The organism is Catenovulum sp. SX2 (assembly GCF_052056295.1).
In the GTDB taxonomy this organism is placed as follows: Bacteria; Pseudomonadota; Gammaproteobacteria; order Enterobacterales; family Alteromonadaceae; genus Catenovulum.
This window is the reverse complement of the sequence record NZ_CP182493.1, coordinates 3466429-3489849: the sequence shown is the minus strand read 5'-3', so window position 1 is coordinate 3489849 and position 23421 is coordinate 3466429. Positions and strand designations below refer to the sequence as shown.

Genomic DNA, 23421 nt, shown 5'->3' with positions numbered 1-23421 from the left:
CCTCGAATATTTACAGACTATAAACGAAAAAACCCCGCCTCGAATATTTACAGACTATAAACGAAAAAACCCCAACTCATTGAGTTGGGGTTCTTCTTAAATTAAAAGCCTGGCAGTGTGCTACTCTCACATGGGAACTCCCACACTACCATCGCCGCTATTGTGTTTCACTTCTGAGTTCGAAATGGTTCAGGTGGTTCCACAATGCTATCGCCGCCAGGCATAAACTGTCTCGTGATTAATTTCTTAATCACCAATCTGAATTTGTAAAAGCTTAATCTTTAAGTTCTATTTCAATCTGTTGTTTATCTAATCTATTTAATCAAACAACTATCTTTGTATTCTTCGCAACCCAATAAACATTTGGCGTTGTATGGTTAAGCCGCACGGGCAATTAGTATTGGTTAGCTCAATGCCTCACAGCACTTACACACCCAACCTATCAACCTCGTAGTCTACAAGGGCCCTACAGGACCTCAAGGGTCTGTGACAACTCATCTCGGGGCTCGCTTCCCGCTTAGATGCTTTCAGCGGTTATCGATTCCGAACTTAGCTACCCGGCAATGCTCTTGGCAGAACAACCGGAACACCAGAGGTTCGTCCACTCCGGTCCTCTCGTACTAGGAGAAGCCCCCCTCAATTCTCAAACGCCCACGGCAGATAGGGACCGAACTGTCTCACGACGTTCTAAACCCAGCTCGCGTACCACTTTAAATGGCGAACAGCCATACCCTTGGGACCGACTTCAGCCCCAGGATGTGATGAGCCGACATCGAGGTGCCAAACACCGCCGTCGATATGAACTCTTGGGCGGTATCAGCCTGTTATCCCCGGAGTACCTTTTATCCGTTGAGCGATGGCCCTTCCATTCAGAACCACCGGATCACTATGACCTGCTTTCGCACCTGCTCGACGTGTCTGTCTCGCAGTTAAGCTGGCTTATGCCATTGCACTAACCGTACGATGTCCGACCGTACTTAGCCAACCTTCGTGCTCCTCCGTTACGCTTTGGGAGGAGACCGCCCCAGTCAAACTACCCACCAGGCAATGTCCGCATCCCAGATTATGGGACTACGTTAGAACATCAAACATACAAGGGTGGTATTTCAAGGATGGCTCCACACATACTGGCGTACATGCTTCAAAGCCTCCCACCTATCCTACACATGTAGGTTCAATGTTCACTGCCAAGCTATAGTAAAGGTTCACGGGGTCTTTCCGTCTAGCCGCGGGTACACTGCATCTTCACAGCAAGTTCAATTTCACTGAGTCCCGGGTGGAGACAGCGTGGCCATGATTACACCATTCGTGCAGGTCGGAACTTACCCGACAAGGAATTTCGCTACCTTAGGACCGTTATAGTTACGGCCGCCGTTTACCGGGGCTTCGATCAAGAGCTTCTCCATAAGGATAACCCCATCAATTAACCTTCCGGCACCGGGCAGGTGTCACACCGTATACGTCATCTTTCGATTTTGCACAGTGCTGTGTTTTTAATAAACAGTTCCAGCCACCTGGTTACTTCGACCACCTCTCGCTCCAGGCGTAAAGCCCTTCACAATAACGTGGCGTACCTTCTCCCGAAGTTACGGTACTATTTTGCCTAGTTCCTTCACCCGGGTTCTCTCAAGCGCCTTAGTATTCTCTACCTGACCACCTGTGTCGGTTTCGGGTACGGTTCTTATTAACCTGATGCTTAGAAGATTTTCCTGGAAGCCGGGCATCAACTACTTCGCTACCTTGGTAGCTCGTCTCGTATCTCAGCCTAATAAAGTTCCGGATTTGCCTAGAACTTTAGCCTACTTACTTTCACTTGGACAACCAACGCCAAGCTAGTTTAGCCTTCTCCGTCTCTCCATCGCAGTTAATAAAAGTACAGGAATATTAACCTGTTTCCCATCGACTACGCATCTCTGCCTCGCCTTAGGGGCCGACTTACCCTGCCCTGATTAGCATGGGACAGGAAACCTTGGTCTTTCGGCGAGCGGGTTTTTCACCCGCTTTATCGTTACTCATGTCAGCATTCGCACTTCTGATACCTCCAGCATGCTTTACAACACACCTTCAACAGCTTACAGAACGCTCCCCTACCACTCATACAAAGTATGAATCCGCAGCTTCGGTTACTAATTTAGCCCCGTTACATCTTCCGCGCAGGCCGACTCGACTAGTGAGCTATTACGCTTTCTTTAAAGGGTGGCTGCTTCTAAGCCAACCTCCTAGCTGTCTAAGCCTTCCCACATCGTTTCCCACTTAATTAGTATTTGGGACCTTAGCTGGCGGTCTGGGTTGTTGCCCTCTTCACGACGGACGTTAGCACCCGCCGTGTGTCTCCCGGATAGTACTCACTGGTATTCGGAGTTTGCAAAGGGTTGGTAAGTCGGGATGACCCCCTAGCCTTAACAGTGCTCTACCCCCAGTGGTATTCGTCCGAGGCGCTACCTAAATAGCTTTCGGGGAGAACCAGCTATCTCCCGGCTTGATTAGCCTTTCACTCCGACCCACAGGTCATCTCCTAATTTTTCAACATTAGTGAGTTCGGTCCTCCAGTTGATGTTACTCAACCTTCAACCTGCCCATGGGTAGATCGCCGGGTTTCGGGTCTATACCCAGCAACTGAACGCGCAGTTAACACTCGCTTTCGCTACGGCTCCCCTAAAAGGTTAACCTTGCTACTGAATATAAGTCGCTGACCCATTATACAAAAGGTACGCAGTCACAGAACAAGTCTGCTCCCACTGCTTGTACGTACACGGTTTCAGGTTCTATTTCACTCCCCTTACAGGGGTTCTTTTCGCCTTTCCCTCACGGTACTGGTTCACTATCGGTCAATTGGGAGTATTTAGCCTTGGAGGATGGTCCCCCCATATTCAGTCAAGATAACACGTGTCCCGACCTACTTAATATGTATCATAAAGCTTTTCGCATACAGGACTATCACCTACTATGGTCAAACTTTCCAGAATGTTCTGCTGAACTCTATGATATCGGCTGTTCCGCTTTCGCTCGCCGCTACTGACGGAATCTCGGTTGATTTCTGTTCCTCCGGGTACTTAGATGTTTCAGTTCTCCGGGTTTGCTTCTTACAGCTATGTATTCACTGTAAGATACTCTAAAAGAGTGGGTTGCCCCATTCGGAAATCTTGGTCTCATGCGTCTTTTATCGACTCGACCAAGCTTATCGCAGATTAACACGTCCTTCATCGCCTCCAATTGCCAAGGCATCCACCGTGCACGCTTAGTCACTTAACCATACAACCCGAATGTTTATCAGATTATAAAATTAAACAACGCTTCGTTTATTTGAATATATCTTTCGATATATTCTGGATTAGAATACTTGGTTTGCTTGATTAAACTCGTTAGATCAGATTTAAAATTGAACTTAAAAATTTAATTTTAGCTTTTACTTTTTCAGATTGTTAAAGAGCATTTGACGTTAAGTCATTGCTAATACACTTAGGTAAGCATCTTAGCGATAACTTCTCGTCGTTCTTAATTATTAGTACCGTTATTTATCTGTGTGAACACTCAGCACGTTTAATAGCTTCGTTAAGGAGGTGATCCAGCCCCAGGTTCCCCTAGGGCTACCTTGTTACGACTTCACCCCAGTCATGAACCACAAAGTGGTAAGCGCCCAATGTTAAGCTACCTACTTCTTTTGCAGCCCACTCCCATGGTGTGACGGGCGGTGTGTACAAGGCCCGGGAACGTATTCACCGCAGCATTCTGATCTGCGATTACTAGCGATTCCGACTTCATGGAGTCGAGTTGCAGACTCCAATCCGGACTACGAACAGCTTTAAGGGATTCGCGTACTCTCGCAAGTTAGCTGCCCTCTGTACTGTCCATTGTAGCACGTGTGTAGCCCATCCCGTAAGGGCCATGATGACTTGACGTCGTCCCCACCTTCCTCCGGTTTATCACCGGCAGTCTCCTTAGAGTCCCCAACTTAATGCTGGCAACTAAGGATAAGGGTTGCGCTCGTTGCGGGACTTAACCCAACATTTCACAACACGAGCTGACGACAGCCATGCAGCACCTGTCTCAGAGTTCCCGAAGGCACTAAAGCATCTCTGCTAAATTCTCTGGATGTCAAGGGATGGTAAGGTTCTTCGCGTTGCATCGAATTAAACCACATGCTCCACCGCTTGTGCGGGCCCCCGTCAATTCATTTGAGTTTTAACCTTGCGGCCGTACTCCCCAGGCGGTCTACTTAGCGCGTTAGCTTCGCTACTCACGCATTAAATGCACAAACAGCAAGTAGACATCGTTTACGGCGTGGACTACCAGGGTATCTAATCCTGTTCGCTACCCACGCTTTCGCACCTCAGTGTCAGTAATGGGCCAGGGGGCCGCCTTCGCCACCGGTATTCCTCCAGATCTCTACGCATTTCACCGCTACACCTGGAATTCTACCCCCCTCTCCCTTACTCTAGACAGACAGTTCTGAATGCACGGCCGAGGTTGAGCCCCGGTTTTTCACACCCAGCTTATCTATCCACCTACGTGCGCTTTACGCCCAGTAATTCCGATTAACGCTTGCACCCTCCGTATTACCGCGGCTGCTGGCACGGAGTTAGCCGGTGCTTCTTCTGTTGTTAACGTCACAGATAGCAGGTATTAACTACTACCCTTTCCTCACAACTGAAAGTGCTTTACAACCCGAAGGCCTTCTTCACACACGCGGCATGGCTGCATCAGGCTTGCGCCCATTGTGCAATATTCCCCACTGCTGCCTCCCGTAGGAGTCTGGGCCGTGTCTCAGTCCCAGTGTGGCTGATCATCCTCTCAAACCAGCTAGAGATCGTCGCCTTGGTGAGCCATTACCTCACCAACTAGCTAATCTCACTTGGGTTCATCTCGTCGCAAGAGCCGAAGCCCTCTTTAACCCGTAGGTATTATGCGGTATTAGCCATCGTTTCCAATGGTTATCCCCCACAACAAGGCAGATCCCCAAGCATTACTCACCCGTCCGCCGCTCGTCATCATCTAGCAAGCTAGATATGTTACCGCTCGACTTGCATGTGTTAGGCCTGCCGCCAGCGTTCAATCTGAGCCATGATCAAACTCTTCATAAAAAAGTTTTAATCTTTGTCTCAATCTTACTGAATTAACAAGTATGTCACTTCTGATAGATTGAATATTTTTTATCTATTCAAACTATGCGAGTGCCCACACAGATAAATAAGGTTACTAATTTTTAAAGAACATTTTAGCGAGCAACTTATGTTTAACTCGTTAAGTGAGGCGCGCATTCTACGCTTCTCATTTCGCTTGTCAACCTTTTATTTTTAAGCTTTTTAGATAAGTTTTAAAAACAAGTTTTTGATTCAAGCTAGCAGGATTTGGAGGAGTTGAACTTCACCGCGTCGCTGCGTTGTGGTGGCGCATTATAGGGAGAAAAGAATGGGCGTCAACGATTTTTTTAAATATTTATTGATAAAAGTTTTGTTTGTTCAGTTAACGTACAAATCAAACAATCTTGTTACAGCTTAGGTTATATTTCCCAACAAGTGCCACAATGAAACTACATTTAAATGTCGTATTGAGTTAGGCATTTTCTTTAAGTTGCGCCTATAGTGTTTATGTGGTGTTTTCAAAAATTACTAACTAGATGAAACAACTTAGTATTTCTCGTAAGCTTTTAACCAAAGTACTGACCATATACTTACTCTTAACTGTCATAGTGACTGCTGTGCAAGTCGTTAGTGAGTACTACATCACCAAAAGTCACATTGAAGACGAATTAAAAACCCTACAAAAAACCTTCAGCGGTAGTCTCACTCGAGCAATTTGGGAGTTAAATGTTCAGCAATCCGTAACTATTGCTCAAGGTTTGTTAGCTATGCCTTCTATAGAAGGTATTATTTTACGTGACGAAAATGGCCAAGTCATTTCTCGACTTGGTGACGCCATAGTTAATGATAATCTCGATGTGAACTACAACAAAGACTCTGTCATTATCAATAAAAATCCAGATGGACTATTCGGCTACATATATCCTCTTATATTTGAGTTTTCTGGCCGACCAATTCAAGTTGGTGATGTGACACTTATTTCCTCTCGAAATATCATTATAGAAAGAATAAAAATTCCGCTGTTCTTATTAATGTTTAAAGCGGTTTTTATTACCTTGAGTTTATTTATCATCATTTGGCTCACTTTTAGAACTTTACTCTCTAGACCTTTATACGAATTAACAGAACAGATAGAAGACTTTGATATTGAGCGCCTTGCAAAATCTAAAATTAATCTAGATCAGGCCGAGCACAATGAATTATCAGTGTTGCAAGATGCTTACAATGGCTTAATTGATCGTTTAATCGACTACAACAAAGAACTAGAGTCAGCTCACAGTCGTTTAGTTGAAGCCAATAGTAAGCTTGACGACCAGAATCTAATGCTTGAACAAGAAGTTGCGCGCAAAACCGCAAATTTGAGTCGGGTTATGCTTGATTTAGAAGAACAGAAAAAGGAGCTTGAAGGCAGTCGTAATGAATTAAGGCAAGGTATCGAAACCCGTAAACACGCCGAGCAAGCATTATTGGTTAAACAAAAAGAACTTGAAGCCTCGTTGCACGAGCTAAAATCGGCACAAGGTCAACTTGTAGAGTCCGAAAAAATGGCCTCTCTTGGCGGCTTAGTTGCCGGCATCGCCCATGATGTTAATACACCAATAGGAGTCAGCGTAACAGCCAGCAGTTATTTAACTGAACAAATTCGTGTGTTAAATAAACACTTTGAAGAAAAAACTCTGACACCAAAACACTTGCAAAAATATGTCAAGGATGCAGAAGAAAGCATCAACCTAATCACCTCTAATTTAAAACGCGCTTCTGATTTAGTTGCTAGTTTTAAACAGATAGCGGTTGATCAAGCGAGTGAAGCCATTCGAGATATCGAACTCAATCATTACGTCCACGACATCATTAAATCTCTTAATCCACATTTAAAGAAAACTCAGCATAAAATTTCAGTGGCATGCCCAGAACAATTAGATATGCGTTGTCCAGCGGGTGCTATTTCACAAATTTTTACCAACTTAATTATGAACTCAGTGATCCACGGATTTGAGCGGGTGAAACAGGGTCAGATCGATATTGAAATCACCGACCTAGGTGAAGAGATCCAAATTGAATACCACGATAATGGTAAAGGTGTTAGCAAAGAAATCCTCAATAAACTATTTGACCCATTTTTTACCACTAAACGTGAAAAAGGTGGTTCTGGTTTAGGCACCCATATTACCTACAACTTAGTTAAACAAACGCTAAATGGCAGTATTAGTGCTAAAAGTGAATTGGGCAAAGGCTTGCATTACAGTATTACCATACCTAAAGTAACTGAAATGCAAGCACTTGCTTAAACTTTACCAATTCATTGCTTGGCGAATTGGCAAGAAGTATTTTTGTAGATCGATACGAATTGGCATGAAATAACAGTGTGAACCTGTCTGCTGACAATGTTTCAGTACTTTTACTGCAAAATCCGTATTCCAATCATAGTCTGGTTTAAAGTCAGATGGGAATACTACCTTATTAACATTTTCCCAATACGCTTGGCTACGCTCAGTAATAACTGGAGAAACCCCCCAATACACTTTATCTGCTGGTAAAAAATCAGCATATATATCTAACAAACGCGTATCAAAAAATGGCTGCGATAAAATGTAATCAGCCCCTGCTTCAAACTTATCTAAGATATAGTCTTTTTCTTGTTTAACACCATGACGATATGGGTCAAAGCCACAATAAATTTCGATATTAGGGAAATCTTTTCGTATGACCTTAATTAAATCCACTACGTCTGTTGAATAAACTAAATGAGTTCTATCTGGTGGTGGATCACCTGTGACCAATAATATTTTATCTAACTCATTAGCTTCGATAATTTGCTGCAATCGAGTTGATTTAATATCAAAATCAATCGCACGTACATGTGGAATGTAACGATACTTTTGACGATTAACCAACTTAGCACCGTCCCAACTGCGAATAGGCAAACGCAACAAATCAGGTATATTAATTGTGTCTACAAAAGGCAAATTTTGTTCAACAAATTCTAATTGTTCAAAAGTTGCTTCTTCAGTCCTTGGGACGACTTCAAACGAAATATTCATATATCCTCACACTTACTGAGCTAATTTAAACCGAAATTACGCAAGTAAGCTTCTTCTAAATAAATCAACAGCCATTTTATAAACTGTTAAGGCTAATTCTGGATCGAATCTATCTAACCCTTCATCACGCATAAATGCATGGGCAGCATTAAATTCATGCCAAGTAAACTTAACTTTGCTATCAAGCAAATTTTGATGAACTAAAAAACGCCCTGCATCAGGGACATGTGGGTCTTGTTTACCCCAAATCATCATTAACTCCCCTTGAATTTCTTTAGTACGAGTTAATGAGTCGCCGTTTTCTTCACTCGGTAAGGTGTTTGAATGAATATCTGTTGCATATAAACAAACAGCGGAAAGTATATTTGGGTTGATCGCAGCACGGTATGCCAAGTGACCACCAATACAAACCCCCATAGCACCAACTTTGCCAGTACAATAAGCTTGTTGCTGTAAAAAATCATACATAGCAACAACATCAGAGTCATGGCTTTCTAAAGGTTTGGCAAACTTATCTGCATTGCCTTTGTCTTTACCTTCATCATCATAACCTAACACAGTACCGATTGGATTTAATTCATGAAAAACTTCCGGAACCAATACAACAAAACCGTGCCCAGCCATTAATGCGGCAGAACGTGCGATAGGTGCGGTTTGCTGAAATATTTCTGAGTAATAAATTATCGCAGGATACGAACCTTCCGCTTGCGGACGATATATATATGTTCTCATAGTGCCTGTTGGCGTTGGCAAGTCGACAAATTCAGTTTGAATAATCATGAAAAATCCTAATTTAGCGCTTTTGGCCGCGCATTATATACCCAAGCTACTTGGGTATAAAGTTTTCCAGCCATTTAGTTTTTTCTCTATCTCCTGTCGCAAAACAATTTTTTTGCTATGCTTAATTTGTCGCTAATTAAGTCATTAACAAGGATTGGCGCTGAATTTGCTTGATACAGATAAAGGCAACAAAGTTCTACCGAGTTACCTATATTCAGCACTAACATGGAGCAGCTAATGTCAACAACCACTCTCTGCCAACCGACGGCACTGTCTAAGCAGTGTTTAACCGCTGTCAGTAATTTAATGCAAACACATAAATTACCAACATCTTTTATTGATACAGTGAAAGACTGGTACTGGCCGATTGCCAAACAAATTACCGAGCTTAAACAACAGAAGGGACAAACTTATTATCTGGCGATAAACGGCAGCCAAGGTAGTGGTAAATCGACTATGGCAGCTTTTCTACAGTGCATCTTCGAACATCAATTCGACCTGTCTGTCGCTAATTTATCAATAGATGATTTTTACTTAACGCGTAAAGAGCGTAAACATTTAGCTGAACATATCCACCCACTCTTGGCCACCCGTGGTGTGCCAGGCACACACGATATTCCATTAGCGATAGAAACATTAAAAAAACTCAGTGAGCTTCATAATAATGTCCAACTTGTACGTTTTAATAAAGCTTATGATGATAGAGCAGAAAAACACCTCTGGGACAAAGTGGCCGCTCCAGTAGATATTGTGATACTTGAAGGTTGGTGCATGGGTTTACAAGCACAAAACCCAGCTGACTTGTACACCCCGATAAACCAACTAGAGCAGATGGAAGACAGCAATGGTCGCTGGCGTAAATTTGTCAATGCTCAACTTGAAGAGCACTACCCAGATTTATTTAATATGTTTGATCAACTCATTATGCTCAAGGCACCTTCGTTCGATTGTGTGTATAAATGGCGGAAAAACCAAGAAGACAAGCTTATCTCGCAACAATCCACCCGTTTTACTATGGATCAAGCGGAACTGAATCGATTTATTCAACACTATCAAAGGCTCACAGAGCATGCATTAGAATCATTACCAGATTATGCCAACTTAGTGATAGAGCTAAACGAACAACAACAATTTGTAAAAGCCAAAGGAGCCGCTTATGACTTCAGCTAGATTGCTGGTTTTTACCGACATGGATGGTACTTTGCTTGATCATGACGATTACTCGTGGCAAGCCGCTAAACCAGCATTACAACAATTAGCCGAACTCAATATTCCTGTTATTTGTAATACCAGTAAAACCTTTGCTGAAGTTAAACAATTACATCAACAAATTGGTTTATCTGCACCTTTTATCGTAGAAAATGGCTCTGCGATTTATCCAGCTGACGCAAAAGATGCCGAACAAACATTGCACACAATTGGTGCAAGCCGACAACAAATCTTAGTTGAATTAGCCTCGCTGCGAGAGCAAGGCCATGAATTTTCAGGATTCAACGATTGGAGTAATCAACAAATAATTCAAAATACTGGACTATCGTCAGAAGAAGCAGAACTCAGTAGCCAGCGACAATACTCTGAACCACTTTTATATTCTGGAAATGAAGTAACGAAAGCTGAATTTATCCGCCAGTTAGAACAGAAAAATTATTTAGCTTTGCAAGGCGGACGTTTCCTGTCAGTTCAAGGTCAATGCGATAAAGGCAAGGCGCTATTGGAGTTAAAAAACCAATACCAAACCTTGTGGCAAACCCCTGTTATAACAATAGCTTTAGGCGATAGCCAAAATGATTGCGCCATGCTTGAAGCCGCTGACGTGTCGGTATGGATAAAAAGCCATAAAGCCTTTCCAACAATTCAGAAAAAACAACAAGTTTTTTATAGTGATTTATGTGGGCCCGCTGGTTGGAATGAAACTATGGCTCACATATTGCTTCAACATTCAAACGAACAATTAAAACCAGTAACAACCAGCTAGAACAAATCGAACCAACTAATGTTTAGTTGGGAAAGTAACGACAATTATGTCAATAAAAGAGGATTCTGTATGGGTGATTTCTATCAAAATGGAGTAATTACAACGTTACACAACTTGTCACGAGACAGTGTAACCATTGAACAAATGGAGCATCAACTCACTGAGTTTGCCAAAGTCCGTCCATTGTCACTTGTTTTACCTTCTTTATATTCAGAGCTTCAAGGTCCAGCTTTAGCTAATATTATCAACGAATTGGCGGAAGTACCTTATTTAAATCAAATCGTCATTGGTCTAGACAGAGCAACCGAAGACGAATATCGCCATGCACTTAAATTTTTCTCAAAATTACCACAAAACGTAAAAGTGTTATGGAACGATGGTCCAAGATTACAAAAAATAGACGCCTTACTACAAAAAGAAGGTTTGGCCCCTAAAGAATTGGGTAAAGGTCGTAACGTTTGGTATTGCTTGGGTTATGTATTGGGCTCAGGCGAAGCCGCATCAGTTGCATTACATGATTGCGACATATTAACTTATGACAGAAAGCTGCTCGCAAGATTAATCTACCCTGTTGCAAACCCAACTTTCAATTACGAATTCTGTAAAGGTTATTATGCCCGTGTAGCAGATGGCAAAATTAATGGCCGTGTTAGTCGCTTGCTTGTAACCCCCTTACTTCGCGCGTTAAAAAAGATTTTTGGCAACCTAGATTATTTAGAATATTTAGACAGTTACCGCTACCCGCTAGCGGGTGAATTTTCGTTTAGAACCGACGTGATCAACGATATTAGAATTCCAAGTGATTGGGGTTTAGAAATTGGTGTACTGTCTGAGATGGAGCGCAATTATTCTACTAACAGATTGTGCCAAGTGGATATTGCCGATACCTACGACCATAAACATCAGTCTTTATCAGTAGACAATGATGAAGGTGGTCTATCAAAAATGTCGATTGATATTTCTAAAGCTATCTTTAGAAAACTCGCAACTAATGGTGTGGTATTTAACACGGAAACATTCCGTTCAATCAAAGCGACTTATTATCGAATTGCGTTAGATTTTGTTGAAACCTATCGTAACGACGCAACTATTAACGGCTTAAATTTCGACATTCATAGTGAAGAACAAGCAGTTGAATTATTCGCGCACAACATCTTAAAAGCAGGCATTCACTTCTTAGAAAACCCAATGGAAACCCCTTTTATTCCAAGTTGGAACCGAGTTTCAAGTGCAGTGCCAGATGTATATGGACAAATGATCCAAGCCGTTGAGGCTGATATGGAGGAATTTGGCGGTTAGTCCAAAATATTTATCAACAAATAACATTCGAACAAAAAATGGGGTGGTAAAAATGGCAATTGAAACTGAACTAGAACACAAGGTTCAAACACATTTAAAGTTTATTTATCCAGAATTAGACGAAGCAGAAGTCTGCCAGCAGCTGCTAACTTTAATGCGCTTGGATAGAGCCACCCCAACCCCGCCCAATCATCAAAATCATTGGAGCCAGAAAGATATAATTGCCATTACTTATGGCAATAGTTTATTGCGTGAACAAGAAAAACCACTGCACACATTACATGGTTTTTTCAAAAATAATCTAGCAGGCATTATCAACAGCATACATATACTGCCGTTTTATCCATATAGTAGTGATGACGGTTTTGCGGTAATGGATTACTCCAAAGTAAATGATTCTTTGGGTGACTGGGTTGATGTTGAGGCAATTTCAACTGATTTTAGATTAATGGCTGACTTAGTGATAAACCACTGTTCTAGTCGCAGCCTCTGGTTTGAAAATTTTAAGCTTGATAAAGAACCGGGCAAAAACTACTTTTTTACCGCAGACCCGACTGATGATTTAGACTCAGTGGTACGGCCACGCACCAGTCCTTTGCTACGAGAAGTGAATACTCCATCTGGCACCAAACATGTCTGGTGTACATTCAGCCATGACCAAGTTGATTTTGATTTTCGCCAGATTGAAGTTTTATACGAATTTGTCAAAATCACCCGCTTGTATCTAGACCGCGGGGTTAAAATATTTCGCTTTGATGCGGTGGCTTTTTTATGGAAAGAAGTTGGCACCAACTGTATTCACTTAGCACAAACACATGAAATGATAAGGCTATTGCGCGTGTTGGTTGAACATGCCGTGCCAGACGCAATAATCATTACCGAAACCAATGTGCCCAATCATGAAAATCTAAGTTATTTTGGTAACGGTAACGAAGCCCACTGTGTATATAATTTCTCATTGCCACCCTTGCTGGTAAACACCCTAATTACCGGTAACTGCAAACATTTAAAGCGCTGGATGATGAGTATGCCACCCGCGCAAATAGGTACAACCTACTTCAATTTTATTGCATCACACGATGGTATAGGTTTAAGACCTGCCGAGGGTTTGCTTGATGAAGATGAACTAGCCACACTAGCCAACACAGTTAATATGTTTGGCGGTAAAGTATCTTGGCGCACTGCCAATGGCAGCAACAAACCTTACGAGCTAAACATCAGTTTGTTTGATGCGCTGCAAGGTACATTCAAAGGTACCGACAAATACCAAATTGACAGGTTTGTCTGCGCGCATGCAGTTATGTTGGCGCTCGAAGGCATCCCTGGTATTTATATTCATAGTTTATTGGCCACCACCAATGATTATGAACGCATGGATAATACCAGCCATAATCGCAGCATTAACCGTCATCAGTGGGATATTCAAGCACTAGAAGACGCGTTAGCCAACCAATTCTCTCACCATAGCAAAGTATTTAAACGTATGTGTGCGCTAATTGAAAAACGCATCGCCCAACCTGCCTTTCATCCAAATGCGGTACAATTTACTTTGCAGTTAGGTGAAGAAATTCTTGGTTTTTGGCGTCAAAGTCATAGTCGAAAACAAAGCATATTCTGCATTTTTAACGTGACGGATCAGGAACAACACATTGAAATGGCAGAAATTAACTTAATTGACACTGAACATTGGTTTGATTTGATAGCAGAGCAACCAATCAATGATTTACGTGGCACCTTAGTATTAAAACCGTATCAAGCCGTTTGGTTAACTAATTACCGCACTTAGCCTAGTTAAGTGCGCAATTTTACCAACAAACTCCTTGCCTTTGTTGCAAGTTCCACCTACTTTTAATAAGTTACATAGCTATCAAGCTATTGTGATTCTTTTTATAAAAACAATTTGTTGGCAGGAACTTATATGAATAAACCGGCGGTTAAGCCCAATAAAAAATCGACTTTTGTCTCAACTGACGACATTTTAGTCATGTTGTGTAAATCAGTGACAGACGTGTTAGCAGGTGCAAATGCCAATCAAGTGACTTATTCAGCTTTAGTGCAAAAAATCACTAAAACGAGTTTAAAACCCGACATAGGTTCTTTTGTCCTTTTTGATGGTGGCTTTTCAGGTTTGGTGGTCATTAACTTTAGCGCAGCTGCTGCTATCGAAATATACCAAAAGTATATGACCAATATGGGCATTCCAATTGAAGAACTCTCTTCGCAACACACCTCAGATGATGTTGCCAATGTTATGGGTGAATTACTTAATCAGATACTCGGTGACTTTACAGGTTTAGTGCATAAAGAGTTACAAACCTCTATTACCCAAAGTCAGCCGAAAATGTTGACGGTAAATAAACAGTTGATTATTTCGATTGATACGAATTTAGATAGACCTCAAGCACGCCGAGTAACTTTTACCACACAAAAAGGCAATATTTTCTATCTAGAGATGGCGATGGATAGAACTGAATTTATTAAACTGCATGATTTTGTCCCTGAAGAATTTGACCCAGATGACATTATTCGTGGTGCTTCTGTGCAAATGGAAGAAGAAAACAACCAAAATAATAAAAAAGGCCCAGATGTTGACCAAGATTTACTAGATGAACTTGGATTATAAATATTAATTTTGCGGGGACATTCCCCCGCAAAATATCTACCAACCCAGCCATACAACTGCTATAGTCGACTTGTTCATTTAATAAACACTGGATGTTTAATTATGAGTTTGCTCAAGCGGATATTTACCCAGTTAACCTCTACAGAACAAGCTGCCAGCATACATTGGAATATGGAAGAAAAAGCCTATGCCTTAGGCAGTGATCTGACATTTTCTGTTGAATATCATGGTGGCGCGGTAGAACAACATATAGATAATGTAGAGGTAGAACTCATTTGCCACTTACATGAGATCTCAGGTGATGTTAATGCAGTTCAAGTAAAATTAGTCAGCTGTGATATTGATAGAGACTTTTTTATTCCAGCAAAACAAAAGTTACAAAAATTCTATTCGATTCACTTGCCAAAATTTTCGCCCATTTCAAATGATATATGTCATTACAGCTTAGAACTAAAGTTAAACCATGGAACCTCAGCAGCCAATAACTTATCGACAGAAATTAAAATTGCGCCGTCAGAGCATATATCCACTTGGTTTCAGTTACTTAATGCACTTAATTTTGTTCACCAATCGCATTGGAATCAGCCATTAAATAACTCCTATGACGCAGCTCAGTTCGTACAAAAGTATAGATACAGAAAAAACAACTTTGTTGAGCAAAAGTCGCTAGATTTGATCTTTAGATTTGAGCAGTACAATGATTATCTTGATGTTTTTGTCGAAGCTTACATAGCTAATCAAGCACAATTTTCTCATCAAACCACAAATTCGTTTCGTTTTACCATTGAAGACAACAGGGTTGATTTGTATAAAAGCAAACTGCAAGAGCAATTAAGCCAAAGTTGAAAAGCTGCTATACTGGCATCAAAATAACACCTAACCACAGCGCCAAATGACAGCAACTATTTCTTCTGCCTTATTCAGTCAATTAACCAACAATGGTTGGCGTTGCCCAATCTTGATAAAAGGCGATATAGAAACACGCTATCAGATTGCACAAACATTAATAAATCAGCAAAATTGGCGAGCAGGTTTTAATCCAGATACGCTCAATACAAATAACAAACACTTACAAGCCTACCTAGGCCAAGAGCTAGATTATGTTTGGCTCGATAGTTCAAGCTTTTTTGATATAGATGTTGTCTGTGCGTTAGCTGGATGCATACAACATGGTGGGGCATTAATACTCACCTTAAGTCCAACCTTTATCGAGCAAGATGCGACCAATATCAGCAGCCTGCCCCACCCATACAATCAAGCAAGCCATAATTATTCATATTATATGCAAAGACTATGGCAACTTAGCCAGCAAACGGCGGGCTGTGTTATCGTCGATAACTGTGAATTAACAACCAATGCATTCCCTCAAGCACTAGAAGAAAAATTTGTTAAACCAACAGATTTAACCAGTGCACAACAAACAATATTTAATGCCTTATCAAAGTTAAAAAAACAGGGGCATTATTTTATCAAAGCAGACAGAGGCAGAGGGAAATCAACCGTTTTAGCGGCTTTGGTGAAAGAGTACCTACAACAAGGGACACATATAACCGTTACAGCCCCAGCGAAAAGATGCTTAACAACCGTATGGAACTGGTTAGATAAATGGCAATGCGACAAAGATAATTTAACTTTTGTCGCACCAGATGAACTCACTCAAGTCGTTAGTAGCAAACAAAATAACAACAGCGTTTTGATTGTTGACGAAGCTGCAGCCTTACCGAGCCAACTACTCAGAGCCATTAGCCAAAAATTTAACTGGGTAATATACGCAACAACAGAACAAGGATATGAAGGATCAGGTAAAGGACTCAGCCAGCACTTCATCAAACAACTTAGTATGGATAATGAGTTGGTTGAAACATTTGAGTTAACCAAGCCGATTCGTTGGGCGCTTAAGGATCCACTTGAAAATTGGTTAAACTCTATCTGCATGCCTAACTATCAGCCAAGTTTGAGCAATAATCAAAGCGACAAGATATCATTCAAGTTTATTCAATCTGCCGAGCTAGTCGGCAATAACCAACTCGTCGTAGAAATTTTTGGTTTATTAAGCCAAGCGCATTATCGAACAACGCCTAACGACTTAAAACACATGCTCGATAGTCCCGCGTTAAAATTGTGTATTGGGCAAAATAGTCAGGGTCAAGTGATAGCGGCAACCCTGTTATCGGAAGAAGGAAATTTAGCTCCGGCTTTAGCCAATGAAGTACTTAATGGGACACGCCGACCCAATGGCCATCTGACGCCACAAATTATTGCAGCACAATCAGGTATTGTAGAATTCAGCCAATTAAAAGGTTTAAGGGTAGTCCGTATTGCCGTTGCAGAAACATTACGCAATAACAATATTGCTTCAAATATGCTTGAATGGCTAAGCCAACAAGCGTCAGATATAGATTATTTAGCGAGCAGTTTTGCTGCGAGTTATCCAGTTGCCAACTTTTGGTTTAAAAATAATTTTAAATTAGCCAGAGTCAGTACAACAGCAGAACATCACAGCGGGCTATTTTCGACCTTGTGCTTAAAAATGTTAAGCAAATCGAATACTGAGCTAAACCTGCAGATTCAGCAAGGCTGCGCGCGGCAACTGGACTTTTTTCTACCAAGTCATTATCAAGACGTAGCAGGTCATTTATTGTGGTTATGGTACGCCTCCTTGGCACAAAATAGTCAGCCTACTCGCAGTTATAAGTTAGGTTTAATCTCAGGGTTTGCACAACATAGCACCAACCTATATGCAGCTTTGCCTGAGCTATATAACTTTTGCTTAGACAAATCGACCACAATTATGCACATTTTCCCTATAGAGCAGCAGAATTTACTCGCAGACACTATACTTAAACGCCAAGCACCTAGTACAGTGGCCAAAAAATACCATATATCCGGACAAAAACAACTGATTAAAAGGCTACGGCAGATCATCACTGAGCTTATGCAGCACACGGGTCCAGCACAATGAAATTTTATGTCATTTTAAGCTTAATATGTTTATGCAGTTTTAAACTGAGCGCGCAGCAAAACATCTACATCCAAGCAGCAGCGTGCCATAAACAAAAATGTGTCGATACCTATAGGCAATATATTGAAAATTTAGGTTTGCCAAGTCAGGTAAAATATACCCAACAAAACAAAGATAGATTTTCAGTACTGTCGAGATTAACCAGCCAACAGCAGGCAGCACAAGCATTTGTCGAATTAATCAACGCGGATAAACGCGTTAGAGTACAGGCTAAGATCGAAATGATAGATCACAGGTTATATATAGATTTAGGTGAGCAGTCTAACCAAACTCAAGCCGAGTGGTTACAGGGTTTCGCTAACCACTTAGCCAAAAATAACAACTTGCCGACCAACCAATTAGAATTCACGATAAAACACAAAATTGAACAAATGTTCGCAATTAAAATTCTGGCGGGGCCGTTTAAAACAGATGAAAGCGCAGCACAAGCACTCGCAAAAATTAGAACAATAAAGGCTTTTTCACGCGCCTTTGTTACTGACAATTAGCCTTAAAGTACTGTATAGCTCTAGCTGGGTAATCAGTAAAAATACCGTCTACGCCGAGTGATTGCATCAAGGTAATATCCTCTACGTGATTAACCGTATAAACGTAAACTTTCAAACCTTGAGCTTGTGCGTCTTTAACTAGCTCTATATCAATAAAGTCACGGTTGCAATGCAGTGACCACGCCTTTAGTTCAACTGCGAAGCGACTATTATCAGTCGGTAAACAGGCAGTCAAAGCGCCAATGCGTATGTTCGGCATTAAGCTGGCAAATTGTTGCAATTGTTTATGATCAAATGAAGATACAATCAATTGTTCAGGTTTAAACCAAGCATTATCAAGCGCCAACTGTATATCTTGCGCAACTAAACCTGCACTATTCGGCGCTTTAATTTCTATGTTAACTTGGCAACGCCCAGCAATTGTAGCTAAAGTTTGCTGCAAGCTTGGTACAGCTTGACCATTGCCAGCATCTAAACTTTGCACATATTCTAGTGTTGAAGAGCGCACTAACCCCAATCCATTGGTGGTTTTCTGTAGCCAAGCGTCATGCAATACAATAGGCACATCTTCAACAATTTGTACATCGAGTTCAATGCCATCAGCACCAGCTTCAATAGCTTGTTCGAACGCTTGTAATGTGTTTTCCGGCGCTATGCCACTCGCGCCTCTGTGTGCCCAAATAAACATTTGATTTACCCTCGTTTATGTCCACTCAAAGTTTCGTACACAGCAGCGGAAACCACAAGTGTGCCACCCACTAAAGTTTGCCAACTTGGATATTCAGTTAACAACACAGCAGCAAATATAGTGCCATAAAACGGCGATAAACAAGACACCAAACTCATTGTTTTTGCTTTTATGCTACGCAATCCATTTACAATCAAAGAATGTGGTAATGCAGTAAAGAGTACACCTAATAAGATAATCCAAGCGAACGTGCTCAGGGGCAATTCGGCAAAATGGTGGTATTCAAAAGGCAATAAAACACAGGCGATGATGCTTGATTGAAACATCATATTTTTCATGCCTGAGTAGTGCGAAAAAACTCTGTGGCTCATAATGTTGCGCGCGGCAAAAAAGACAGCAGACAAAACACCGAGTAAAATACCGACTGTATATTCACTTTCAAGTGACAACTCTGGCACCATAAGGCCAACCCCAGCAAGTACAAACAAAGCCATCATAAAATCGAGTTTATGTGGCAGTTGTTTATTTAACAGGGGTTCTATCAAAACTATCATGACTGGATAGGTGTACAAAGCAATCATACCTGTCGCCACAGTAGAAAACTGCATGGCATAAAAATAGGTTACCCAATGCACAGCCATCAACACGCCTAAAATAATACCGTTGCGGTAGTCGCGCAAACTATTTAAACGCACTCTGCCTTCAGTTACCTTAACCAACAGAGTTAACACTAAAGCTGCAACACAAGCGCGTGCAAATGAAATCGCAGCACCATCAAGCGGAATAATTTTGGAGAATAAGGCCGTACCGCCAAGTAGCAATACGCCAAGGTGAACCTGCAGCAAAGCACTTTTACGCTGTGCTGCAGAATTTAATTGTTGCGACATGAAAACTACTTAATTGATGATGCGAGAGCCTGACCTAATGTAACTTTGCTAGCGGCATCAATAGCTGCATCAAATTCAATTGCACCCGGCTCAAATGCCAATACTACAGTTGAACCTAATTTAAAGCGCCCCATCTCTTGGCCTTTTTCAATGACAGGCGCATTGTCGTGATTATAGTGCCATGTAAAAGGACGTTTGCCAGCAGGCGGTGTTATAACACCAGCCCAAGTTGTTTCTATGCTCGCGACTATCATAGCCCCCACCAGCACCAAAGCCATTTCGCCATATTCAGTGTCAAATACGCAGACAACACGTTCGTTACGCGCAAATAGCCCATCAACATTCCGAGTTGTTGCTTGATTCACTGAAAATAATTTGCCTGGTACATACACCATGCGTTTTAATTTACCAGTGCACGGCATGTGAATTCTGTGATAATCACTTGGTGATAAATAAATAGTGCTAAAAACACCATTGTGAAACGGCTGTGCGTTTTCTTCGTCACCACCTAACAATTGCGTCAAACTATAATTGTGCCCTTTAGCCTGAAAGATAGCATCGCCATCAATTGGTCCCAACTGACTCACTTCCCCATCTACTGGCGACACTATGTCTGTGTCAGCAATAGGTCGAGCATCTGGCAACAAAGCCCGGGTAAAAAAGTCGTTGAAACTAGCGAATTCAGAAAATTTTTGAACTTGTGTATCCTTCAATTGAATTTGATAGTTTTTAGCAAATAAGCGGATAAAGGTTTGGCTAATAAATTTATTTCGACTAGCTGCAATTTTACCAATAAACCTTGAAATAAGATGTTGTGGTACTAAATATTGAAGTGCAACTTTGAATTTTTCTACAGACACCGAAAGTTCCTTTAATAATGAATAGCGCAAGATGTTTTATATAACACGCATAATACCGACAATGACGGATTAGGTCTAATGCTGTCGGTCATTAAGCTTAATAATGTTTGCTATGAGCTGGTTTATTTTCAGCAATAGATTGCAAAATTTTATGGTAATTTTCCAACCTCGAAGCCAATATTAACCCTTGCTCAACAGCGTCTTTTAATCCACATTTTGGATCGTCTAAATGTTTGCAGTCACGAAATTTGCAATTGCCGCGGTATTGCGCAAACTCAACAAAACCGTCAAAAATTTCTTCAGCACTTAAGTGCCATAAAGCAAATTCGCGCACACCTGGAGAGTCAATTAAATCGCCACCTGTCGGTAAATGATAGAGTTTAGCGACTGTTGTAGTATGTGTACCCAAACCAGACACATCGGATACATCACCCGTTTGCGCATTCGTGTCAGGTAATAGTTTGTTGACCAAAGAAGATTTGCCTACACCAGATTGACCAACCACAATAGAAACTTTGTTTTGCAGCAATTGCGCAATAGTTTCAAAACCTTGTTGCGTTTTAACACTGAGTAAATGAACTGGATATCCAATTGATTGATAATAATCGGCTATTTTTTGAATATCAGCCTGTTTTGCACTATCAAGCAAATCAACCTTGTTAATCACCACAACTGGATGTGCACCCATTTGTTCAACAGCAACCAAATAGCGGTCGATAATTTGCCAAGATAATTCGGGTAATATTGAAGATAAAACAACCACTTGTTCAATATTAGCTGCAACCGCTTTTACCCCATCGTAAAAGTCTGGGCGCGTTAGTACCGACTCCCTTTCTTCAACAGCCTCAATGACACCTTGTGCACCACCTTCAGACTGCACTTCATGCCAAATGACCTTGTCACCAGCAACTATGGATTCAACCGTGCGACGCATATCACAACGAATAAGTTCACCTTGTTCGTTTTCAATGTCGGCTTGCTGACCATATCTACTAATAACAACACCATGACGAGCAGGGCCTAATAGACAATCTTCCGATAAATTTTCCGGATTATTTCTAGTTTGTTCTATTTTTCTGCTACGATTAGATCGCATGCGCCTAAGTTGTTGTTTGGTTAGTTTCTTTTTTTTCGTCACGGTGCTACTTTTTATCAATAATCAGTTAAACTAAAAACGAAGAGTACTTTACACCAATTTGGCGATAAAGTTTTAGGAATGTACACAGATTAATTGAAAGTTGTACCTTTTGAGGGGTTAGTAGGAATACTATATGTCATTTAATGAAAATAATCTTATTTGGCTAGACTTGGAAATGACAGGTTTAGATCCAGATACAGATAAAGTGTTGGAAATCGCAACCATAGTCACCGACAGTGAATTAAATATTATTGCAGAAGGGCCAGTATTTGCGATCCATCAACCAGACGAAGTTTTGGATAATATGGATGAGTGGTGCATTAACCAACATGGTAAATCAGGACTAACTCAAAGATGTCGTGACAGTAATACCACAATTGAAGAAGCTCAGAAGCGTACCATTGAATTTTTGCAACAATATGTACCAGCTGGCAAGTCACCTATGTGTGGCAATAGCATCAATCAAGATCGCCGCTTTATGTTTGTGCATATGCAAGAGCTAGAAGCCTTTTTCCATTATCGCAACTTAGACGTTAGTACAATCAAAGAACTTGCTCGTCGCTGGAGACCTGAACTCGTTAGCGATTATAAAAAGAAAGGGACTCATCTAGCTTTAGAAGATATCCACGAATCCATCGAAGAATTGGCTCGTTACAAACAAGATTTTTTTAAACTAAAATAATTTTTCGATATATATTGCGTCAATTCAACAAGTTGGCGCACTCTCCTCTTCCACCGACAAAAAATTGTATATTTTTTCTGCAAACTACCTATTTTAATCTACACTTAAAAAGCTAGCTTAACCTGAACTTCAAGTAACAAATTAGCAGTTCAGTTTTAGGTTACACAGTACAAAAACAAATAAAAATTGAGAATTGTTGGAGCACAGATTATGGAGAAATTGCAATATTTGCGCGTGCGTCTACTCGCTTTAATCAGTGTAGCCTTGTACGCTTTTGCACCTGTTTGTTCAGCCATTGACAAATCCTTTGATATTACCCAAAGTTCAATGAGCTATTTCCAACTCGATCCTTCAAGCTTATCTAACTTTACAATCAGCCCCAAAAACACAGTGCACGAGCGTTTGTATATTGTCGCGGAACAAAATAGTCCTGTGAATCAGCTTAATTTACAGGCAGGCGCTGGTTATGCAATGCCTGTTACCGCGCAGTTAGATATTAAAGCCGCAATGTTATATCAAGAAAACAGCACACAATCTGCAACAGATCAGCCAATCAAACATCTTGCGATTGAGGCAGGCACTCAATACCGTCTTAATCAGGCAATTCAGCTCTATAGTGCAATAATTTATCGTGTGCCCAAAGAGCAGCAGCAAGCCAACTTAGAAACAGCAGACAAAGAAGTTGGGTTTAAGTTTTCGGGAGAATACTTTTTTAGCCAATCTGTATCGGCGGGGATCCACGCACAAATCATTGCTGAAAACAAAATTTATGGTGTGCAAGGTAGCTTCCATTTTTAATTGGCATAAATTAACCAGCGTTTAACAATCAAAAATAATCTCTTGCGTTCACAAGCGCT

17 protein-coding genes and 3 rRNA genes are annotated in these 23421 nt (G+C 41.1%); 11 read left to right on the top strand and 9 right to left on the bottom strand.

What is annotated here, in order from left to right; all coding sequences use genetic code 11:
* Window positions 1–107: 107 nt before the first annotated feature.
* From rrf to ACMZOO_RS14625, 3 genes are all read right to left on the bottom strand, one after another.
* Window positions 108–221: ribosomal RNA gene (gene rrf, locus ACMZOO_RS14635) — 5S ribosomal RNA — on the bottom strand.
* 152 nt (window positions 222–373) lie between these two features.
* Window positions 374–3252, bottom strand: a 23S ribosomal RNA gene (locus ACMZOO_RS14630).
* Between the two features lie 301 nt (window positions 3253–3553).
* Window positions 3554–5081 (bottom strand): 16S ribosomal RNA (locus ACMZOO_RS14625).
* The 16S, 23S and 5S rRNA genes sit together here, the layout of an rRNA operon.
* Window positions 5082–5617: 536 nt before the next feature.
* Between ACMZOO_RS14625 and ACMZOO_RS14620 the strand changes: the two genes are divergently transcribed.
* Window positions 5618–7369: a sensor histidine kinase gene (locus tag ACMZOO_RS14620; protein ID WP_440904074.1), complete on the top strand. Its 1752-nt coding sequence runs from the start codon at window positions 5618–5620 to the stop codon at window positions 7367–7369.
* Between the two features lie 3 nt (window positions 7370–7372).
* Here ACMZOO_RS14620 and ACMZOO_RS14615 read toward each other — a convergent pair whose 3' ends face one another.
* Both ACMZOO_RS14615 and ACMZOO_RS14610 read right to left on the bottom strand, forming a co-directional pair.
* Window positions 7373–8122 carry a methylenetetrahydrofolate reductase gene (locus tag ACMZOO_RS14615; protein WP_440904073.1) on the bottom strand — a complete coding sequence of 250 codons (750 nt, stop codon included), beginning with the start codon at window positions 8120–8122 and terminating at the stop codon, window positions 7373–7375.
* Between the two features lie 36 nt (window positions 8123–8158).
* Window positions 8159–8902 carry a dienelactone hydrolase family protein gene (locus tag ACMZOO_RS14610; RefSeq protein WP_440904072.1) on the bottom strand — a complete coding sequence of 248 codons (744 nt, stop codon included), beginning with the start codon at window positions 8900–8902 and terminating at the stop codon, window positions 8159–8161.
* Between the two features lie 237 nt (window positions 8903–9139).
* Between ACMZOO_RS14610 and ACMZOO_RS14605 the strand changes: the two genes are divergently transcribed.
* The 8 genes from ACMZOO_RS14605 to ACMZOO_RS14570 all read left to right on the top strand — a co-directional run bounded on the left by ACMZOO_RS14605 (window position 9140) and on the right by ACMZOO_RS14570 (window position 18309).
* On the top strand, window positions 9140–10072 hold the full coding sequence (locus tag ACMZOO_RS14605; protein WP_440904071.1) for a hypothetical protein: 933 nt from the start codon (window positions 9140–9142) through the stop codon (window positions 10070–10072).
* On the top strand, window positions 10059–10877 hold the full coding sequence (locus ACMZOO_RS14600) for an HAD-IIB family hydrolase (protein ID WP_440904070.1): 819 nt from the start codon (window positions 10059–10061) through the stop codon (window positions 10875–10877). The genes ACMZOO_RS14605 and ACMZOO_RS14600 overlap by 14 nt, the downstream gene beginning before the upstream one ends.
* Window positions 10878–10946: 69 nt before the next feature.
* The gene (locus ACMZOO_RS14595) at window positions 10947–12176 is read left to right on the top strand and encodes a glycosyl transferase (RefSeq protein WP_016956884.1); all 1230 of its coding nucleotides are present in this window, start codon (window positions 10947–10949) and stop codon (window positions 12174–12176) included.
* A 52-nt stretch (window positions 12177–12228) separates the two neighbouring features.
* Entirely contained in the window at window positions 12229–13962 is a 1734-nt protein-coding gene (locus ACMZOO_RS14590) for a sugar phosphorylase (protein WP_440904068.1), read from the top strand.
* Window positions 13963–14094: 132 nt separating this feature from the next.
* Complete coding sequence (locus ACMZOO_RS14585; protein ID WP_440904066.1) at window positions 14095–14799, top strand: DUF3334 family protein; 705 nt, start codon at window positions 14095–14097, stop codon at window positions 14797–14799.
* 102 nt (window positions 14800–14901) lie between these two features.
* A complete protein-coding gene (locus ACMZOO_RS14580) occupies window positions 14902–15645 on the top strand; it encodes a sporulation protein (protein WP_440904064.1) in 744 nt (247 codons plus the stop codon).
* A gap of 46 nt (window positions 15646–15691) precedes the next feature.
* Window positions 15692–17761: a GNAT family N-acetyltransferase gene (locus ACMZOO_RS14575; protein WP_440904062.1), complete on the top strand. Its 2070-nt coding sequence runs from the start codon at window positions 15692–15694 to the stop codon at window positions 17759–17761.
* Complete coding sequence (locus ACMZOO_RS14570) at window positions 17758–18309, top strand: hypothetical protein (protein ID WP_440904060.1); 552 nt, start codon at window positions 17758–17760, stop codon at window positions 18307–18309. Before ACMZOO_RS14575 ends, ACMZOO_RS14570 begins: the two co-directional genes overlap by 4 nt.
* Here ACMZOO_RS14570 and ACMZOO_RS14565 read toward each other — a convergent pair.
* The 4 genes from ACMZOO_RS14565 to rsgA form a co-directional block, all read right to left on the bottom strand.
* Window positions 18296–18997 carry a glycerophosphodiester phosphodiesterase gene (locus tag ACMZOO_RS14565; RefSeq protein WP_440904058.1) on the bottom strand — a complete coding sequence of 234 codons (702 nt, stop codon included), beginning with the start codon at window positions 18995–18997 and terminating at the stop codon, window positions 18296–18298. The two genes, ACMZOO_RS14570 and ACMZOO_RS14565, sit on opposite strands and share 14 nt — an antisense overlap.
* Window positions 18998–19002: 5 nt before the next feature.
* The gene (locus tag ACMZOO_RS14560) at window positions 19003–19884 is read right to left on the bottom strand and encodes a DMT family transporter (protein ID WP_440904056.1); all 882 of its coding nucleotides are present in this window, start codon (window positions 19882–19884) and stop codon (window positions 19003–19005) included.
* A 5-nt stretch (window positions 19885–19889) separates the two neighbouring features.
* Complete coding sequence (asd, locus tag ACMZOO_RS14555; RefSeq protein WP_440904054.1) at window positions 19890–20744, bottom strand: archaetidylserine decarboxylase; 855 nt, start codon at window positions 20742–20744, stop codon at window positions 19890–19892.
* A gap of 97 nt (window positions 20745–20841) precedes the next feature.
* Window positions 20842–21882, bottom strand: a complete 1041-nt coding sequence (gene rsgA, locus ACMZOO_RS14550) for a small ribosomal subunit biogenesis GTPase RsgA (protein ID WP_026016885.1) — start codon at window positions 21880–21882, stop codon at window positions 20842–20844.
* Window positions 21883–22015: 133 nt separating this feature from the next.
* Here rsgA and orn point away from each other — a divergent pair, with 133 nt between their 5' ends.
* Entirely contained in the window at window positions 22016–22564 is a 549-nt protein-coding gene (gene orn / locus ACMZOO_RS14545; RefSeq protein ID WP_440904052.1) for an oligoribonuclease, read from the top strand.
* Window positions 22565–22774: 210 nt separating this feature from the next.
* Window positions 22775–23362, top strand: coding sequence for a hypothetical protein (locus tag ACMZOO_RS14540; RefSeq protein WP_440904050.1), 588 nt, complete (start codon window positions 22775–22777; stop codon window positions 23360–23362).
* Window positions 23363–23421 lie beyond the last annotated feature (59 nt).

Coding starts and splice junctions, on each gene's coding strand:
- ACMZOO_RS14620 (WP_440904074.1), top strand. CDS start 5,618: ATGAAACAACTTAGTATTTCTCGTAAGCTTTTAACCAAAGTACTGACC.
- ACMZOO_RS14615 (WP_440904073.1), bottom strand. CDS start 8,122: ATGAATATTTCGTTTGAAGTCGTCCCAAGGACTGAAGAAGCAACTTTT.
- ACMZOO_RS14610 (WP_440904072.1), bottom strand. CDS start 8,902: ATGATTATTCAAACTGAATTTGTCGACTTGCCAACGCCAACAGGCACT.
- ACMZOO_RS14605 (WP_440904071.1), top strand. CDS start 9,140: ATGTCAACAACCACTCTCTGCCAACCGACGGCACTGTCTAAGCAGTGT.
- ACMZOO_RS14600 (WP_440904070.1), top strand. CDS start 10,059: ATGACTTCAGCTAGATTGCTGGTTTTTACCGACATGGATGGTACTTTG.
- ACMZOO_RS14595 (WP_016956884.1), top strand. CDS start 10,947: ATGGGTGATTTCTATCAAAATGGAGTAATTACAACGTTACACAACTTG.
- ACMZOO_RS14590 (WP_440904068.1), top strand. CDS start 12,229: ATGGCAATTGAAACTGAACTAGAACACAAGGTTCAAACACATTTAAAG.
- ACMZOO_RS14585 (WP_440904066.1), top strand. CDS start 14,095: ATGAATAAACCGGCGGTTAAGCCCAATAAAAAATCGACTTTTGTCTCA.
- ACMZOO_RS14580 (WP_440904064.1), top strand. CDS start 14,902: ATGAGTTTGCTCAAGCGGATATTTACCCAGTTAACCTCTACAGAACAA.
- ACMZOO_RS14575 (WP_440904062.1), top strand. CDS start 15,692: ATGACAGCAACTATTTCTTCTGCCTTATTCAGTCAATTAACCAACAAT.
- ACMZOO_RS14570 (WP_440904060.1), top strand. CDS start 17,758: ATGAAATTTTATGTCATTTTAAGCTTAATATGTTTATGCAGTTTTAAA.
- ACMZOO_RS14565 (WP_440904058.1), bottom strand. CDS start 18,997: ATGTTTATTTGGGCACACAGAGGCGCGAGTGGCATAGCGCCGGAAAAC.
- ACMZOO_RS14560 (WP_440904056.1), bottom strand. CDS start 19,884: ATGTCGCAACAATTAAATTCTGCAGCACAGCGTAAAAGTGCTTTGCTG.
- orn (WP_440904052.1), top strand. CDS start 22,016: ATGTCATTTAATGAAAATAATCTTATTTGGCTAGACTTGGAAATGACA.
- ACMZOO_RS14540 (WP_440904050.1), top strand. CDS start 22,775: ATGGAGAAATTGCAATATTTGCGCGTGCGTCTACTCGCTTTAATCAGT.